This is a genomic window from Akkermansia sp. BCRC 18949 (genome assembly GCF_045011645.1).
GTDB classification, from domain to species: domain Bacteria; phylum Verrucomicrobiota; class Verrucomicrobiia; order Verrucomicrobiales; family Akkermansiaceae; genus Akkermansia; species Akkermansia massiliensis.
Genome location: NZ_CP123619.1, coordinates 2,691,456 through 2,708,922, shown reverse-complemented (window position 1 = coordinate 2,708,922; position 17,467 = coordinate 2,691,456). Strand labels below are relative to the sequence as shown.

General features: G+C 52.3%; 13 protein-coding genes. 9 read left to right on the top strand and 4 right to left on the bottom strand.

What is annotated here, in order from left to right:
* Nucleotides 1-106 precede the first annotated feature (106 nt).
* The 8 genes from P8A25_RS11375 (at nt 107) to P8A25_RS11340 (ending at nt 8,386) form a co-directional block, all read left to right on the top strand.
* Nucleotides 107-1,390 carry an aminopeptidase P N-terminal domain-containing protein gene (locus P8A25_RS11375; protein ID WP_215442345.1) on the top strand — a complete coding sequence of 428 codons (1,284 nt, stop codon included), beginning with the start codon at nt 107-109 and terminating at the stop codon, nt 1,388-1,390.
* A gap of 65 nt (nt 1,391-1,455) precedes the next feature.
* On the top strand, nt 1,456-2,331 hold the full coding sequence (gene hisG, locus P8A25_RS11370; protein ID WP_022398184.1) for an ATP phosphoribosyltransferase: 876 nt from the start codon (nt 1,456-1,458) through the stop codon (nt 2,329-2,331).
* Between the two features lie 41 nt (nt 2,332-2,372).
* Nucleotides 2,373-2,477, top strand: a complete 105-nt coding sequence (locus P8A25_RS11365) for a hypothetical protein (RefSeq protein ID WP_012420149.1) — start codon at nt 2,373-2,375, stop codon at nt 2,475-2,477.
* An 859-nt stretch (nt 2,478-3,336) separates the two neighbouring features.
* On the top strand, nt 3,337-4,329 hold the full coding sequence (locus P8A25_RS11360; protein WP_022398183.1) for a hypothetical protein: 993 nt from the start codon (nt 3,337-3,339) through the stop codon (nt 4,327-4,329).
* A 39-nt stretch (nt 4,330-4,368) separates the two neighbouring features.
* Nucleotides 4,369-5,175, top strand: a complete 807-nt coding sequence (locus P8A25_RS11355; protein WP_022398182.1) for a hypothetical protein — start codon at nt 4,369-4,371, stop codon at nt 5,173-5,175.
* A gap of 226 nt (nt 5,176-5,401) precedes the next feature.
* A complete protein-coding gene (locus P8A25_RS11350; RefSeq protein ID WP_404838701.1) occupies nt 5,402-6,970 on the top strand; it encodes a hypothetical protein in 1,569 nt (522 codons plus the stop codon).
* A gap of 219 nt (nt 6,971-7,189) precedes the next feature.
* Complete coding sequence (locus tag P8A25_RS11345) at nt 7,190-7,684, top strand: hypothetical protein (protein WP_215442344.1); 495 nt, start codon at nt 7,190-7,192, stop codon at nt 7,682-7,684.
* Nucleotides 7,685-7,690: 6 nt separating this feature from the next.
* Entirely contained in the window at nt 7,691-8,386 is a 696-nt protein-coding gene (locus tag P8A25_RS11340; protein ID WP_102728670.1) for a hypothetical protein, read from the top strand.
* Between the two features lie 87 nt (nt 8,387-8,473).
* On the opposite strand, the gene P8A25_RS11335 is transcribed toward P8A25_RS11340, so the two are convergent.
* Together P8A25_RS11335 and P8A25_RS11330 are read right to left on the bottom strand one after the other, a co-directional pair.
* Complete coding sequence (locus tag P8A25_RS11335; RefSeq protein ID WP_102721231.1) at nt 8,474-9,703, bottom strand: cell wall metabolism sensor histidine kinase WalK; 1,230 nt, start codon at nt 9,701-9,703, stop codon at nt 8,474-8,476.
* Nucleotides 9,704-9,715: 12 nt separating this feature from the next.
* Nucleotides 9,716-10,420, bottom strand: coding sequence for a response regulator transcription factor (locus tag P8A25_RS11330; RefSeq protein ID WP_022398179.1), 705 nt, complete (start codon nt 10,418-10,420; stop codon nt 9,716-9,718).
* A gap of 216 nt (nt 10,421-10,636) precedes the next feature.
* Between P8A25_RS11330 and ilvD the strand changes: the two genes are divergently transcribed.
* Nucleotides 10,637-12,313, top strand: a complete 1,677-nt coding sequence (ilvD, locus tag P8A25_RS11325) for a dihydroxy-acid dehydratase (RefSeq protein ID WP_102721232.1) — start codon at nt 10,637-10,639, stop codon at nt 12,311-12,313.
* A 244-nt stretch (nt 12,314-12,557) separates the two neighbouring features.
* Here the strand turns inward: ilvD and P8A25_RS11320 are convergent, their stop codons facing one another.
* Nucleotides 12,558-12,977, bottom strand: a complete 420-nt coding sequence (locus tag P8A25_RS11320) for a hypothetical protein (RefSeq protein WP_022398177.1) — start codon at nt 12,975-12,977, stop codon at nt 12,558-12,560.
* Nucleotides 12,978-13,046: 69 nt separating this feature from the next.
* A complete protein-coding gene (locus tag P8A25_RS11315) occupies nt 13,047-17,123 on the bottom strand; it encodes an autotransporter outer membrane beta-barrel domain-containing protein (RefSeq protein ID WP_215442343.1) in 4,077 nt (1,358 codons plus the stop codon).
* Between the last annotated feature and the right edge of the window lie 344 nt (nt 17,124-17,467).

Genomic DNA, 17,467 nt, shown 5'->3' with positions numbered 1-17,467 from the left:
GAACAAAAGAATGCCGGGCCGCAAGAACTTAATATGAACCGCAGGAAGGCCGTTTCGTGTCCGGATGCATGATTGACAAGCTGGAAAAGCGGAGCATGCTGTCGGTATGAGATACGAGCCGCTACCTTCCTCCTTTTTTGCCGGCAATCGTGCGGAACTGGCTTCCCGCCTGCCCGCCGGCAGTATGCTGATCCTGCATGCCAACGACGTGTTCCCCACGAATGCGGACGGCACCTTCGCCCTGCACCAGAATGCCAACCTCTTTTACCTCACCGGGATTGACCAGGAGGAAACCGTCCTCATCATGACCATCCGGGAGGACGGCTGGGATGAAGTCCTGCTGTTGCGTGAAACGAATGAACAGATCGCCATCTGGGAAGGAGCCCGTCTCACGCAGGATCAGGCGAGGGAATTGAGCGGCATCCGGGACGTGCGTTGGACCAATGAATATGATACGCTGCTGGATACCCTGGTTCCGGCCGCCATCATGGTCTTTGTGGAAGCCAACCAGCATCCGCGCTGCACCTGCCCGGTGGAAACGCGCAATGCCCGCATGACCAAGGAACTGAAGGAAAAATTCCCGGATGCGGTTCTGAAAAACGTTTATGAAATCATGGCGGAGATGCGCCAGATCAAAAAGCCGGAGGAAATCAAGGCGCTCAGGAAGGCTTGTGACATTACCAATGAAGGCTTCCGGGCGCTGCTCCGGTTCATCAGGCCGGGGGTGGGGGAATGGCAGATCGAGGGCTTTCTGGCTAACGAATTCATCAGCCGGGGGCCGCGCAAATTCTCCTTCCTTCCTATCATTGCCTCCGGAAAGGACACCTGCGTGCTGCACTACATCCAGAACGACAAGAGGTGCGAGGACGGCGGCCTGGTGCTCATGGACATAGGCACGGAATACGGAAACTACAACTCCGACATGACCCGCACCGTTCCCGTGAACGGAAAATTCACCCCACGCCAGCGCGCCGTGTATGAAAGCGTGCTGAACATGATGACCTATGCCAAAAGCATCCTGAGGCCCGGCATCTTGAAATCGGAATATGAGCGCCTGGTGCGCGTCTTCGCTGCCGGAGAACTCGTCAAGCTGGGGCTTGTCACGCCCGCGCAGGTGGCGGAAAAACCGTCCGATCCTCCCATCGTGCGGAAATACTACATGCACGGCTGCTCCCACTTCCTGGGGCTGGACGTGCACGACGTGGGGGAAACCAACCCCGTCGTGCTGCCGGGCATGGTCTTCACCATTGAGCCGGGCATCTACATAGCGGAGGAAGGCATCGGCATCCGCCTGGAAAACGACATCCTGATCGGGGAAAAGGAAAACATTGACCTGTTGGGGGACGTGCCGCTGCTGCCTGATGACATTGAACGGCTCATGGCCCGGTAAAATGGGCCGGATTCGGTTCTAAACTTGACAATGAGGCCCGCGTGGGTTTTCATTCCCGTCCCATCATGTCGAAGAAACTCAAAATAGCACTTCCCAAAGGCAGTTTGCAGGACTCCACCGTGGAATTGTTCCGCAAGGCCGGCTACAATGTATACGTGTCCAGCCGCGGGTACCGCCCGACCTGTGACGACGACGATCTGGAACTCTTCCTGATCCGCGCCCAGGAAATCGGCCGTTACGTCAATGACGGTTTCATCGACTGCGGCATCACCGGACGCGACTGGATTTATGAAAACCGCGCGGACGTGGAAGTGCTGACGGACCTTCAATACTCCAAGGCCACCTCCAAGCCCACCCGCTGGGTGCTGGTGGTTCCGGAAAACTCCCCTATCACCTGCGCGGAAGACCTGCAGGGCAAGCGCATCGCCACGGAAGGCGTGGGCATCACGGAACGCTGGCTTCAGGAAAAGGGCATCAAGGCCCATGTGGAATTCTCCTGGGGCGCTACGGAAGTGAAAGTGCCGGAGCTGGTGGACGCCATTGTGGACATCACGGAAACGGGCAGCTCCATCAAGGCCAACAAGCTCCGCATCGTGGACACCTTGATGACCTCCTATCCCCAGTTCATCGCGAACCGGGAAACGATGCAGGACGAATGGAAAAAGCAGAAGCTGGAAAGCTTGGTCATGATGCTCAGGGGCGCTCTGGAAGCCCGCCGGAAAGTGGGTCTGAAAATGAACCTCCCCGCCGCTTCCCTCAATGGTCTCGTGGAAGCCCTGCCGTCCCTGCGCCGCCCCACCATCTCCCACCTGGCGGAAGAAGGCTGGCTGGCCGTGGAAACGGTCATTGACGAATCCGTCGTCCGGGATATCATTCCGCAGCTCAAGGCCCTCGGCGCGGAAGGCATCATTGAATACCCGCTCAACAAGCTGGTCTATTAACTTTTTTCTCACCACAGTAAAACAACAAACGAACCACAATCATGGGATCGCTCAAAAAACGCCGTAAAGCAAAAATCAACAAGCATAAGCGCAGCAAGCGCATGCGTCAGAACCGTCACAAGAAGCGTTTGCGTTACAAGTCCTAAGGTTTGTGCGCTTCGCTGCTCAAACTGGCAGTCTATCCGATTTCCGGAAAATCCCGGCGTCCTCCGTCCAGCGGAAGGACGCCGTTTTTCTTTTCAATGGAATCAGCGTTGGCTAAAAGGAAACTTTCCAACACAAAAACAATATCTTTAGTGAAGAGAAAAAGACAGCATGTGTCTTTATTCCATTGTTTTGTGATGCGGGTTGATGGTGCTCTGCATAAGGGAATAAAAGGACAGGTCAAGATGATGAAGCGATGCTGGTGTCGTCTCCCTCCCAATCCGTAAAAGAAGGTTTTCCGCTCATCCCCCGCACTCCATTCCCCTTCGCACGATTGCTGTCAGATTATATCGTTCCGAAGTGAAAGATTAGATGTGGAACTGAGCATGGGAAATTCGGAGAAAGTCTAGTTCACTTTGAGCAACTCCTAACATAAACGCAAACATCTAAAGAAAGTAATAGAGTTCAGTAAAGAACAAATCTTTTCTTTTTCTTTAAACAAATGAAAATAGAGTTATCTAGTCTAATTTAGGAGTTTAAACGTAGCAAATCATTTTAGGAAAAGAAATTGTAATGCTTTGTTGGAGAAATATAGGAGAGATTTAATGAACTGCCAAACGCTCTCTGTCATGCTGTCAATTTATTTAGAATTGAGCTTATCAATATCGTAATCAAGCGGATTGAGATGGGGTTTTGCGGATTGCTTAATGTGGGCATCATATTCTTCAGCCTAAGGTAATCTCCTTTTTCTCGTCCCCATATTCCTGGCGAATCCAATATTGTCTCAATTTTATTCTAAAATCATTGACTTTTTGCCTGAATTCTGATTTTTTTGTATAACGTATTACAACCTATACTTCTATGAAACGGTCAGGACAGTTATTCATGTGGGGAAATTTTTTCTTCATGGCAATTGGAGCATTTTCTTTAGGTTTTGCAGAAGATGGAGATTTAGAGGACGAAGGGAGGGATTTATATATCAGTTCGAAGACACGCAAGTATTCTGCTGAATGTATGATCTTTGATCTGGATAGAGAGGAAGATCAAAAACGAGAAGATATTGGAATTGGAGAAGAAGCGGATTTAGAGTTGGAGGGAAAATTACTTTCTCTTGTTAATAAGGATGAGATAGAATGGAAACTTTCCGAACAAAGTGAAAAATGGGCAATACTAACAATTAATGAAAAGGATAAATTTAAAGCTGTTTTAACGGCTAAAAAGGATCCTGTTATCAAAGGAGAGGTAAGTGTGGAAGTTAAAACTAATTTGGACGATAAGCCCAAGCCAAAAAAATTTAATGTTCTGGTACCAAACAAAATAGAAGGGATAAATCTTTCTGAACGGAGTCCTGATGGTCCCCGTGATGGGAAAGTGAATGAAGTTGGGGCTTCCACTCATTTAGCTTTAGTCTTTCAGCCGCGGACGGTGAGCTTTTCAAATATAAACTTTATAGAAAGATCATTGGATAAACCTGAGGATCTTACTGACGGATTGGCTCCTCATATGCCTAATCCAAATCCACAACGAATTGATGAGTATAATGGACATATGAGTGATTTAATTGGAGTATATCCACCGAAGGAACATCGGGAAAATTCAATATTATTATTCCAAAATCTTCCATTGCCATTATTTTATTTTTGGCGTTGCGGGTTTTACACTGTTGTCAATGGGAAAGATTGTTGTTTAATCGGTGATGTAGTGTATATTCAAACATTTGATGAAAGTTATGATGGGAATCGTATAGATGGGTTGAAAAATTTCAAAGTTAAAATTTGTAAATTTGGATGTTCTGTTGAAAGAAGTACAGGAGGGGACGCCATTCATATAGATACAGGAACGAGAGATGATTGATCTGTAAGTATAATAATTCAGTTAGTCAAACAATCTGTTATGAAAGTAATATATATATTATCATGTTTTATTTTAGTTTTTTCGACTGTAAGCGAGGCCAAAATATTTGATAGTTCTTTAAAAAAACCTCTCCTTCATGAAACTAATGAAAAATTATATCTCCTACTATCAAACGCTGAAAAATCAGCCCTGCAGGGGGATATTTTTAAATTTTATGAACAAGCTAATAAAATACTGCCTGATATAAAAAATGATTTGCAAAAAGGGATGTGGCTTTTTTATTTGGTTGCCGCAGTTCCCTTTATTGATGACACTGTAGAAGGTAACGGAGAATGGCTATGCGAAAATTCTGATCTTGATTATGAAGTGAAGGAAAAAATGATTTTATCATTTTTTCCGAAAGAAATTAGAAAATCTAACGGAACAAAACTTCATGACGAGGCACTTGTGATGAGAGAATTGTTTCTGTTATATTCATCCATGATATTGAATCAATTTCGACAAGAATTGAATCCTCTTTTTCTTTATACATATAAATATAATAGATTTTTATATTTATATAACATGGATCTTAGGCAGGATAGAGATAGATTTACAAAATATTGTAATTACATGAATGTTAGAATTGGGAGACAAAGAAAATTGAATTCAATCATCAATAATATGGAAGAGGATTTTGTAGGAATGTTAGTCCAATTTTATCCGACTAAAGCTGTACAGGTGAAAAGATATCTTAAATTGGCGGGATATGGTGATGATGAAATTCCTGATTTATTGGATAGAACAATTGGACGAGTTCCTCAAGCTTCCTACTTGTACAAGGGTTTTCCCAAGCGCAGAAAATAATTGGTAAAAAATATCCTCATAGATAGTTTTCTTATTTAGCCTATTTATGTTTAAACTCTTATTCCTCTATTTGTTCTTCTTGCCAGCGGTTGTTGCTGGAGATTTGTCCCATCAGCGCCTGGCATGGCAGGTGGAAGGAGGGGATGTGCGGAATATTGCCGGGCTGTGCCGGCAATATGTTCAAAAGAAATTGGAGGCGGAAAAAACGTTTTCCGTGGAATCTCTGTTGAAGGACCGGGAGGTGGCGCAGGCTTGCTACATGGCCCATTTTTTTGCGTTGGTGGGGAAGGAAAGGACTTACATCCTTCATGAATTGAAGGACAAGGAATTTGTGCAATGGTTGCTGAATCACCCGGAGGTGTTTGAAAAACTGGCGTTTGCCAAGGCCTCGGGAAAGAATACGCTGGCTGTATTGCGGAATATCTGGGTGAAGGAAGGGAAAGAGCTTTCCGGAGTTGGTCTCAACATGGCATTGGGTGCGGCGTTGGTTTCTACGTCCCGGGAGCCGGAGGCATGCGAAGCCCGGTATGATTTTTACAAAAAGTCTTTTGCGGAGAAAAAACTGTTTCCGCAGTTCATTACGCTGGAACCGTGGGAATTCGGCATTCTTTTCCGGGGCAGGGAAAGTATTGAGGAGCTTGCCTGGGCACAGGATTACCTGGCTGGCAAAAAGAAGATCAAGGCGGGGAACGCAGGGTATGCCTGTTGCGGTCTGATCCCCTACCGGATGAAGAATAAGCAGGGAATCAGCGTGCATGCCGGTGGAGCGTTCTACGATCATAAACCTATTTCTTTGCAAATTTACGTGGAGTATGGGGGTGTGTGCGGCGCCGTTTCCAAAGGGGCGGCCGGGTTTGTGAAGGCGAAGGGGATTCCTTCCTACACGATCGGCCAGCCAGGGCATTGCGCCTTTGTGTGGAAGGGGGCAGACGGAGAATGGAAGATAGGAAATAACATTTATGGCTGGATATGGTCGGAAGGCGGGTCCGGAGGACCGTGGAAAGGTTCCGTTTCCACGATTACAGAGCTCCCCCGTTTTTGGAAGGGGAAGGATGCCGCTGCATCCAATCTCTGTTATTATTTATCCCTGCTGGCTGCCGATCCACAGAAGGCGGAAGCACTGCTGAAAGAGGCATTAAGACGGAATGCCTCCAATTATCCCGCATGGCAGGCCTTGATGAGAAGGAATGTCCGCCTGGCGGAGAAAGATAAATTGGCTTTGCTGGAACAATTCAAGGAGGCTTTTCCCGGAAATCCCACTCTGTGGGAGTATTTCATGAAGAATGAACTGGGGCTTGATTGGAAAAAGGCGAATGGCTATGCCGTTTATCCAAGATTGCTGGCGCAAAATGAATCATGGGATTCTGTAGACGCGTATATGCGCAATTTCTGTGCTTTAGCCCGGAAAGATATTCCGGATATGGCTGGAAAGTTGCCTTATGGGGTGAAAACCAAGAGAATCTTTTTCAAAAACTGGCTGAAATTTTACCAAGAGAACAAAATCGACCGGAAGGTGAGGGTACAAACCTGCGCTGTGCTGGAAAAGGCGCTTCCTTCGCTCTTGAGTCATGAAAAAACGGCATTGCAGTTTCTAGGGTTTTATGGGCAGGTGCTTGATTTATGGAAAGACAAGCAATTGTCGGCCCGGGCCGATACCTTCCTGACGGTATGGTTGAAGGAAGTAGACAAAGCTTCCGTACGGAAGAAGATGGCGGAAATAGGTCTGAAAGTAGCCGAGCATCTGGGAGACAAAAAAGCGCTGGTTCGTTATGCGGAGACTCAGGCTGGATATTGAATAGCGTGATTCTTTCTATCTACATAGAATAATCGTCTTTTCTGGACTGGTTGGTGATCAACATGGTTTGAGATTATTCAAACTTATACGGTCAATAGTCTGGTAGATGAAGAGAAGTATCTATGTAATTATTGTTAATTTTATGTTGCCAGGTATAGTGGTTTTTTCTTGGATTATCTATTTTTTGCTCTATCATATGCTTTGATGAAATGACACCTGGTGGCAAGTTTACTCGTATTGAGTATGTTATCTGTAGGTCCTGCCAAGAATGCAACCAACCCTTGTAGAGTGGAATTAGTAGGTATCATGTTTTTTACCACTCCTATTGGTTCGGAGGTTCCCAACATAGCAGGTTCCCAGGATGAATTGGAGATTGATTGGGAGAGTGCTGCAAAAGATTTACTGGAAGAAAAATTAGGATCTGTCGTTTCGGTGAGAGTGGATACAATTTCATTGTTGGCATTTATTAATTCAAATGGGAAATTTTTTGCAAATGTCCATTTAGTGTACGCTTACAGATTTCTTCACCATCATAAACCTGTTACTGCATGGAAATTGAAACAACAGAATAACTTGATGGATAACGGTATAGACTATTATCAAGTTGGGACGGCTGGAGTAAGAAGTGCTAAAGCGGCCGTTTTAAATGCTAAAAGAAAAATTCTTAGTGGCTTGGAAAAAGAATTGAAGGAACAATGTAAAGAACATCAGTAAATAATTATGAAATATTTAATGCTATTTAATGCTTGGATTTTTTGTTTTGCAGGCATTGCAGATTCAAATGCCGTCGAAAGCAATATTTCTGTACTGGAGGGAATTGGTTATGAAATGACCAATCCCATTTCTGTAAAAGGAGTTAAATCAAGAAAAGAACTTGATGAATATTGCCGGAATTATGTATCACAACATCTTCCTTCTTATGAGATAGGAGATACGATGATTTATATTTTAGGACAAGATACTGTACTTGAATTGGAATGCCGGGAGAAGGAAGGAAGCGCAAAAGTTTCATTGTATTTTAACATCTCGGAGTATATGGATAAAGTTAAGAAACAAAATAAGAAGTCTAACTCTAAATTCTTAAAATCCGTGAAACCGATGGATTTCCCGGAAGGGATTTCCTTACGCAAGCCTATTGTATTAAAAAAGGCTGTCACCCGTGAAGAAGTACAGAAACAGCAAGAGCAATATTTGGAAAAAAAGTATCCGGGTTATAAAATCACCCGAAAGGAAACCTGGATTTTCCATAAGAAGTTTTTGGAGAGGGTGAGTTTGAAAAAAGATGACGAGGAATTAATCGTCAATTTTGATGTTTCCGATTATATGAAAGAGTATGAAAAGAAGCATCAGTTAAAGAAAATTCAATTGTCTCCTGGTGTAGAAAGAGTGGAACTGCAACACGCGCCCATTCCGTGAACCGTGAAGCAATTCCGCCGGGTTGGAGAGTCTGTTTTTTCTCCCGGATTCAACAGCAATCATATCAGGCTGTGCCGCATCGGAATCTTATGCCTCCTTTTCTTCCCGGAACCGTTTCAGAGGAATGGTGATGGTGAAGACGGTTTCCCGGTGGGGAGTGCTGGAGACGGTGATGGCGCCGTCGTGAGCCTCCACGGCGCGTTTGACGATGGAAAGGCCCAGGCCCGTTCCCTTGATTTCCGAGGAGTGGTGGGTTTCCACCCGGTAGAAGCGGTTAAAGAGGAAGGGAAGGCTTTCCGCGGGGATGCCTACGCCCGTGTCCGTGACGGTGATCACGCAGGCTTCCGGTGTTCTGGCCGCGGCCACAGTGACGGAAAGGCCCGGTTCCGTGTTTTGCTTGAGAGCGTTTTCCACCAGGTTGAACAGAACCTGCGTCCAGTAGAAGGGGTCCCCGTAGAGTTCCCAGTCCGGCGGAATGTTCATGTGCAGGGCGGCCTGTTTTTTCTCCCGGATGGAGTCCAGGCGGGAGAAGACATCATCTACGCAGGAGGTGAGGTGGAACCATTGTTCCTTCAGGATGGCCTTGTGGCCTGATTCCAGCTTGGAGATCATGAGCATGTCTTCAATGATGTTCATGAGCCGCTGGCTGTTCTGGTGCATGACGCCGATGAATTTGCGCGCCAGTCCGGGGCTTTCCTCCATCAGATTGTCTTCCATCAGGTTTTCCAGATATCCCACGATGATGGTGAGCGGGGTGCGCAGCTCGTGGGAGGCGTTCGCCACGAAGTCCCGGCGCATCTGGTTGGTGAGGTAGTTTTGCGTGACGTTGCGCAGCAGGATGCGTTTTTCCTTGATCGGGGTGTCCGTGATGGCGCTGTCCAGGTGCCACGCCGTGATGCCGTTTTGCACTCCGCCGGGGGAGTTGGCGGCGCTCAGCGTAAATTCCTTGGTGACGGGGCCATCCGTGTCAAAGGCTTCCTGAACATGCCCCAGCAGTTCCTGGTTGCACACCAGGGCTCCCACTTTGCGTCCTTCCAGCCTTTCTTCCTGAAAGAGTTCTTTGGCCAGCGTATTGGCCAGCACGATGTGCCCGGCGGGACCGATGAGCAGGAAGGCCTCACCCAGAGCTTCCAGAAAGCGCCGTTTGTCCACGATGGCCTGTTCCTGGGCTTCCTCTCCGCGTTTCAGCAGGCGTTGGGCGTCCCGCAAGGCCTTTTTCCGGGCTTTCATGGCGGACCGGCATACCTGGACCAGGTGCCAGTTCAGGTACAGGGAGGCCAGAACAAGGATGATGAGGATGTAGTCGATGGCCGACATGGAACCGGAGCGTTAGACCTCTTCCTCCGGGGGACGCCGCCCCGGCAGGGTAAAGCGGTAGCCGATGCTGCGGACGGTTTCAATGCAGTCCGCATAGGGTGCCAGTTTCTGGCGCAGCCGTTTCATGTGCGTGTCCAGCGTGCGGCTCTGGGCCTGGTGGCTGTATCCCCACACGCAGCTGAGCAGGTCGTTGCGGTTCAGGGTCTGGCCTTCCCGTTCAATCATGTAGATCATGAGCTTGAATTCCGTGGCCGTCAGGTCCACTTCCTCCTTGTCGATGTAGAATTTGAGGGCGTTTTTGTCAAACGTGAAGGGCCCGTATTCCGCGATGACGCTGCCCGGCGTGTGTTCGCACCGTTTCAGCACGCTGCCTACGCGCAGCACGAGTTCCTTGGGGCTGAATGGCTTGGTCACATAGTCGTCCGCTCCCAGCTCCAGCCCCTGGATGCGGTCTTCCGCCTGGGCCTTGGCGGTCAGGAAGATGACGGGAATGTTCTGCGTGCGGCTGTCCCGGCGCAGCTCTCTCAGTACGCCGTGGCCGTCCATGCCGGGCATCATCTGGTCCAGCAGAATCAGTTCCGGCCTGTCCCTGCGCGCCACTTCCAGCGCGGTCAGGCCGTCATAGGCCGCCAGGGGCGTGTGGCCTGCGCGTTCCAGGTTGTAGGCCACGAGGTCTGAGATGGCGTGATCGTCTTCAGCGATAAGAATGGTTGCCATGGCTGTTTTTTACGATGAAGGAAGGGGCGGTGTCCCGATATTAGATGTGACGATTCGTTCACATTTCCCCGTCCGGAAGGGTGTTCCGGACAGCTAAAGTCTTTCCTTATGCAAACAGACTGTAACGGAGGCGTTTCCGTTTTGCAAGACTGGCCTAGATTCAACTTCTCTTCCCTGCGTCATGTGATACACTTGCGCCGCAACAGTTATATTGTTATGCGAAGCGATAGAGTTAAAGCAGGGTTCGAGCGTGCGCCGCACCGCAGTCTGATGCGTGCCACGGGGATGACGGATGAGGATTTAAGCCGTCCCTTCATTGCCATTTGCAATTCCTTTAATGAGGTGATTCCGGGCCATGTTCACCTGAACAAGGTAGCCGCCCTCATCAAGGAGGAAGTGCGCAAGGCCGGAGGAACTCCCGTGGAGTTCAACCTGCCCGGCGTTTGTGACGGCATTGCCATGGGCCACGGCGGCATGAAGTTTTCCCTGGCCAGCCGTGAGTTGATCGCGGACAGCGTGGAGACGATGCTGAGCGCCCACGCGTTTGACGCCATGATCTGCATTCCGAATTGCGACAAGATTGTTCCCGGCATGATCATGGGCGCCCTGCGCTGCAATATTCCCACTATTTTCTGCAGCGGCGGCCCGATGGCCGCCGGCATGGCGGAGGACGGCACCGTACTGGACCTGAACAGCGTGTTTGAGGCCGTCGCCCGCTTCAAGGCAGGCAAAATCAATGCGGAGGAACTCCATTCCCTGGAATGCCGCGCCTGCCCCGGCGCCGGTTCCTGTTCCGGCATGTTTACGGCCAATTCCATGAATTGCCTGAGCGAGGTAATCGGCCTGGCCCTTCCCGGCAACGGTTCCCTGCTGGCTACTTCCGAGGAACGCAGGGAGTTCTGGAAGCAGACCGCGCGCCGCGCCGTGGAGATGGCGAAGGCGGACGGCCCCCTGCCGCGCGACATCGTGAACCGTGACGCCATCGACAATGCCTTTGCGATCGACATGGCGATGGGCGGCAGCTCCAATACCGTGCTTCATACGCTGGCTATCGCCCGGGAAGCCGGCGTGGAGTATGACCTCCAGCGCATCAATGACATTTCCAAACGCACCCCGAATATCTGCAAGGTGGCCCCCTCCTCCCGCTTCCACATGCAGGATGTCCTGCGCGCCGGCGGCGTGAGCGCCATCATTCATGAGATCGCCAGGATTCCCGGGGCCCTCCACCTGGATTCCATGACCGTGAGCGGAAAGACGCTGGGTGAAACGGTTGAAGGATGCGGCATTACGGATGAAACGGTAATCCATCCGCTGGAAAAGGCTTATTCCCGTGACGGCGGCCTGGCGATCCTGTTCGGCAACCTGGCCCAGGAAGGCGCCGTGGTGAAGAAGGCCGGCGTGCATCCGGACATGATGAGCTTCCGCGGACCCGCCGTGATTTTCGAGTCCCAGGAGGAAGCCTGCGAAGGCATCCTTGCCGGGAAGGTGAAGTCCGGCGACGTGGTCGTCATCCGCAATGAGGGACCCAAGGGCGGCCCCGGCATGCAGGAGATGCTGGCCCCCACGTCCTATATCATGGGGCAGGGCCTTGGCGCGGAAGTGGCGCTTATCACGGACGGCCGTTTTTCCGGAGCCACCCACGGAGCCTGCATCGGCCATATTTCCCCGGAAGCGGCGGAAGGCGGCCTCATCGGCCTGTTGCGGAACGGGGATATTATTGAGTATTCCATTCCGGACCGTACGCTGAACGCCCATTTGAGCGAGGATGAGATTGCACGCCGCCGTGCGGACTGGCAGCCCACGTACAACAAGGTTTCCTCCTCCTGGCTGAGCCGTTACCGCCACCTCGCCACGAATGCCAGCAATGGCGCCGTTCTCCGGCGCGGGGAATAATGGCTCCCTTTTAAATGGCAGCCGCTTTCCCTGGTGGGAAAGCGGTTTTTTTATGACTGCCTCCGTTTCACAGGCGGCTGGCAAGCGGTATGGCCGGATTGCCTGCCCGGCAGGAATGAGCGGACGCCAGCGCATTCATGCCGGAGGCGGCCGCCATAAAAGGTCTGTCCGGTTAAAGCGGAACCGCTTCCCTCAACAGGAAGCGGTTCCTAATCAACAATTCATACTTTCCCGGGAAATTTTTCTATTTGGAGATTTTGAAGGGGCCGCCCATTCCTTCCGGGGAGAGAACGGTGGATTCATATTTGGTTGCCGAGTAGTAGCCCTCCGTTGCGGAAGTAAAGGTCATTTCTCCGGAGCTGGTGATGGTGGAGGGATGTTCCCCTCCGTCAGTCAGCGTCATGGAGAACCGGGCGGAAGCCGGACCCGGCGCATAGGAGTACGTTCCGGAAAAGCGGCCGTTCCCCGTTTCCAGCGTAGTGGGGGAGATGATTTTGTAGGAGACTCCATGGCCGTCCGTCATGCTGATGACGGAGCCTGTTTCCAGTGTTTGCGGGGGCTGGACTCCGGAGGAGTCCGATTTGCCGGAGCTGCCGCCGCAGGAGGCCAGCAGGACCGCACAGCCCAGCGTCAGGATGGGGCGGATTATTGTTGAAGAAGGCATGAAGAGAAGGGTTGAGGATTGCCTCCCCGGTCCCGTGGGGAACCGGGGAGACTGGAATAGGAACGCCCGTTAGAATGAGTAACTGACGGAGCCGTTGATTCCCTGGGCCGTCAGCCCGGCCCTGCTTTCCAGGGAGTACCCGATGCGGGCTCCCCATCTGCTGCCGAAGGCGGCGCTTACCCCTGCGTTGACGCGCAGGGCGGTGCGGCCTACGTTAACGCCGCGCGCCGTCCAGGTTCCCAGCTCACTGCTGACGGTTCCCTTGGGGTTGAGGCGGCTGAGGTCCTGCGCCACGGCAACCGTCACGCTGGGCGTCAGCGTGGTTTTGGCGCCTGCCGCATAGGTGCGGGAGAGAGTGACGCCTACGGGCAGCGTCCAGTTCTGGGCGCGTGCTCCGCTAAAGGTCCGGGCCAGGTCTCCGTGTTCGGAGAAGCTGTCCGTCTTCCCGGTCATGAATTCCAGCCCGGCAAACGGCGCGATGACCAGTTTGCTGCGGAGCTGTTCCGTCCAGGTGGCATAGACGGCGGCTCCGAAGGAGTCGGAATCAAATTTCCCGGTGGCGGAGGTGTCCGCCATGCGGGCCTTTCCGTCAAAGGACGTGGTGCCGAAGGCGGCATAACCGTCCAGGGCCAGCTTGGAAGCCCCGGCGGGCGTGTAGCGGCCGTAAAGCATGGCCATGAAGGAGTCCGCGTCATAGCTGGACAACCCTCCCTTGTCCTGGAAGGTCCCGTAGGACTGGCCGATGGCTACCCCAGCCAGGGCGGAGGAGGAGAGCTTGCAGTCCGCGCCCACGGCATAGCCGCCTGCGTCGTATTTGTAGCCGTCGATGCCGCTCCGTGCGCTCTGGTCCGTCCAGGAACCCAGTCCGCCCACCCATACGGAGCCGCGGCCTGAGGCCACCGGCGCCATGGCGATGGGGGAGCCCTTCGCGTCTGCGGACTGGACCGGCTTCGCCGCCGGAGCGTTCAGCCCCTGTGCGGCGGAAATGGCTCCCTGCGTCCTGCCCAGGGCGGCAAAGCCCTTGAGGGCGTCATTGGAGGCCCACGCCGCGTTGACCACGGTTTCACCGCTGACGGATTGAATCATGGCTGCCGCCGCGTCCGCGCTGGAGGTTCCCAGGAGGGTTTCAAAGAACCTGTGTGCGGCTGAACCGTCCCGGACTCCCGTCCGGGCCTGTTCCATGCCGGCTGCCGCGCCGGAGACGTTTCCGGAATATCCCTGCATGGGGGCGGCTACTCCGTGCATGTTCTGCGTCAACCGGATGGTTCCGTCTTCATGAAGTGCGGCGTTAGTGGAGACAAAGGCGGAGTTGAACAAGGGCAGTTCGCTGACATCGGCTCCGGTGATGGTGACGTTGTCCACGGAAGAAGTTCCGGCTGCGGTGTGGGTGAGGTCCCTTCCGTCGCCCGTTTCACCGGCATTCCAGAGCTTGATGGAGGAATGGCCGTTGAACGCGATGCCATTGAGGAGGAGGGAAGATCCCTCGCCCATTTCAATCACGGCGTTTCCGTTGAGTTCCAGCGTGTCGCCGGCCAGGGTGGAATCCTCCGTCAGAATAACTCCTCCTCCGTTGATTTCATAGTCCGTCAGGCCTTCAACGCCCAGTTGCGCGCCTTCCATGACCAGGGTGTCATCCACTTCAGCCAGATGGCCCACGATCAGGGAACCGGCTCCGGAATCCTGGATGAATGTTCCTCCGAATCCGTTGTCTTCCGTGTCCCGGCCGCCGTAGAGCAGGCCGCCGCTGCCCGTCTGCACCAGCGTGGCGGAACCGCGCGTCCACGGACCGTCGTCAAGGGAGTAGTAGTCCGCGTCGGAAATGCCGCTGTTGATGACGGTGACATCGTCCGCGGCGGAGTCCACCAGGATGACGGAGCCGTCTTCGGCAAAAATGTCGTTGGCTTCTTCCCCGGCCATATTGCCGTCAAAGAAGGCTCCGGAGCCAATCAGAAGAAGACGGTCTTCCATCAGATGGATGGCCCCTCCCAGTCCGGCGGCGGTGTTGTCCGTGAAGGTGACATTTTTGCCTATCCAGATATTGGCGCCTTCATTTTCAAATAAGTCGTCCACATTATCGCCCTCCTGCATTGCAAGATTGGTCGTCAGCTCGGAGGCGATGGCTCCGCCGTTGGCCCCGGCCGTGTTGCCGGAGAAGACGGAACCGTTCCCTACCGTGATATCAAGAACTTCCGTGGTCAGTTTGGAGGTGCGTTCCCCGTTTTCATAGGTGATGGCCTCGGCAATGTTGTTCTGGGCGAAGACGGCTCCGCCGGACCCGGCGGCCGTATTGCCGATGAAGCGGTTGTTTTCTCCAATGAGAATGTCTCCGTGCGCGTAGAGGGCGCCCCCTCTGGAAATATCCATGGCGGCGGACCTGCCCGGGGCCTTGCTGTTCATGAACGTGTTGCTGCGGCCCGTGGTGATTTTGTTTTCACGTTCCGTAACGGTAACGGTTCCGTTGAGGATGTCTCCGTTTTCATCCGTGTCAATGATGCTGGCGTGGACGAGGCTGTTATCCGCATCGCTGAAGGCGCTCATGTGGTAGACGGACGCTTCTTCCGTTCCCTGATAGGTCACGTTGTCCCCTAGTATGATGGTGTTTTCCGCGGCTACGGTGGTCATGGTCAGCGTAGCGTCGTCGCCAATGACTACGTTCCCGCCATAAGTTCCTTCCGTGTATTCGCCGGAGGCCAGCACGTAGTCGCCGTCCGCGTTCTGCTTGAGCGTTCCTTCAAAGGAGATGGTTCCGCGGGAGGAGGCGCCTTCGTCGTCAATGGCTCCCACCGTATCCCCGGCCCAGATATCGGCCATCTGGCTGCCGGAAAGGTCGTTGTCCCCGGTGATTTCAGTATTGCTGCCGATGTAGATGTCTCCGCCTTCCGCATAGATATCCACGTCGTCCAGCGTGGAATTGGCCCCGATGGAAACGGTGGCCTGGTCTCCTACTGCGGTGGTTATGCGGACAGTACGGGTTCCGTCTTCCCCTTCAGCCATGGAGAAGGAATTCAGTTCCACGGATACGGCATCCAGCGTGACGGATGCCAGCTTTGCCCCTTCTCCGATGAAGATGGAGCCTTTCGCGTCCATGTCATAATTTTCAATGGAGCTGCCGCTGCCGATGGCGATGTCGCCGTACAGCCCCATGGATTCTTCCGTGCTGGTTCCCGGCAGGTAGGCCCCGTCTTCATCTTTTCTGGTAATGCCATGGGAAAGGACGAGGGCTCCCGTCGTAATTTCCGCCCGGTCCGTGGCTTTCAGGATGCTGTTGTTTCCCAGCAGTATTTCGCCGCCCGTGAACCGGTCTCCATCGCCTGCGGTGCTCAGATCGGTATCCGTCATCGTCACGGCTCCCGCGCTGAAGTCAATTCCTCCGCGGGCTCCCACGGATTCCGACTGGCCGATCAGAGTGCCGGACTCTTCGTTTTCGTAAACGGACGTGGTGTTGACGGCGCCTGTGGAGACGAGGGTGGAATCAGCCAGGGCAATATCTCCATGGGAGACAATTTGGCCGCGGACTCCGTCATTCATGGATAAATCCATTTCATTGATTTGGACGTCTTTTCCCAGCTCCATGGCAATTTCTCCCGGTGTAATAGTGACCACCGTGGAGATAAAGGCCCCTGTTTCTGGGTCCAGTCTGGTTTCTATGGAGGTGGAGTGGCTGGTGACGACGTCGTTCCGGTTGAGAATGGTTCCGTCTCCCGCCACCAGCTTGTTGTTTTCCAGGACAAGCCATGTGCCGTCCAGGGTGGAGCCGTCTTCTATGGAAAGGGTATTTCCGGCGTCGCTCCGTCCGCTGAGCATTCCTTCCGTCATGCTGCCCACGCGGACGGTTCCTTCACCGTCCACATTTAGATCCTGCATCTCCACGGCGGACATGTCCTTGTAGTTGAAGTTGGAGATTTTTCCATGCCCGTCTGATTTGAGGACGATGGCAGCGTCTGCGGGCAATGCGCTCAATTCTATTCCTTCAAAGTCGATGGAGCCGGTAATGTTCAGCGTGTCTCCATTGGCCATCTGGTTCCAGGCGGCCTGGAATTCTTCCAGGGTGGAAGCTGTATATTCGGCGGCGAAGGCCTGGCTTCCAAGGACGCACATGGCTGCCAGCAGAGCCCGGCGCAACGGGAGGGGTAAACGAAGATTCATGATTTGTTATATTCAGATTAATTCAAGGAAAAGTGGAAATGGGTGCCTTTTCCCTGCTGAATTTCTATGTACAGGATTGTTAATCCTGTGCGTCTGAATATATTCCGTCCGTTTTCCCGCCTCCGGCGCATGAACGGCGCGTTGTGCGGCGGAAGATTGAATCCACGGCTTATCTAACAAATAGATTTTTATTTGTACATAAGAAATTGGCCGTTAAAAGGGATTAATAGATGAAAATATTGTAATTTTTTTCTTGCTAACAGGATTAACAATCCTGTGATGTATCATGCATTAATATCAAAAACATGGTGTTCGGAATGGCGAAACATGGAGAAAACCGGAAT

Excerpts from the sequence above, each read along its gene's own strand:
- P8A25_RS11355 (WP_022398182.1), top strand. The coding sequence starts at position 4,369 with ATGAAAGTAATATATATATTATCATGTTTTATTTTAGTTTTTTCGACT.
- P8A25_RS11375 (WP_215442345.1), top strand. The coding sequence starts at position 107 with ATGAGATACGAGCCGCTACCTTCCTCCTTTTTTGCCGGCAATCGTGCG.
- hisG (WP_022398184.1), top strand. The coding sequence starts at position 1,456 with ATGTCGAAGAAACTCAAAATAGCACTTCCCAAAGGCAGTTTGCAGGAC.
- P8A25_RS11340 (WP_102728670.1), top strand. The coding sequence starts at position 7,691 with ATGAAATATTTAATGCTATTTAATGCTTGGATTTTTTGTTTTGCAGGC.
- P8A25_RS11360 (WP_022398183.1), top strand. The coding sequence starts at position 3,337 with ATGAAACGGTCAGGACAGTTATTCATGTGGGGAAATTTTTTCTTCATG.
- ilvD (WP_102721232.1), top strand. The coding sequence starts at position 10,637 with ATGCGAAGCGATAGAGTTAAAGCAGGGTTCGAGCGTGCGCCGCACCGC.
- P8A25_RS11330 (WP_022398179.1), bottom strand. The coding sequence starts at position 10,420 with ATGGCAACCATTCTTATCGCTGAAGACGATCACGCCATCTCAGACCTC.
- P8A25_RS11365 (WP_012420149.1), top strand. The coding sequence starts at position 2,373 with ATGGGATCGCTCAAAAAACGCCGTAAAGCAAAAATCAACAAGCATAAG.
- P8A25_RS11315 (WP_215442343.1), bottom strand. The coding sequence starts at position 17,123 with ATGAATCTTCGTTTACCCCTCCCGTTGCGCCGGGCTCTGCTGGCAGCC.
- P8A25_RS11320 (WP_022398177.1), bottom strand. The coding sequence starts at position 12,977 with ATGCCTTCTTCAACAATAATCCGCCCCATCCTGACGCTGGGCTGTGCG.
- P8A25_RS11335 (WP_102721231.1), bottom strand. The coding sequence starts at position 9,703 with ATGTCGGCCATCGACTACATCCTCATCATCCTTGTTCTGGCCTCCCTG.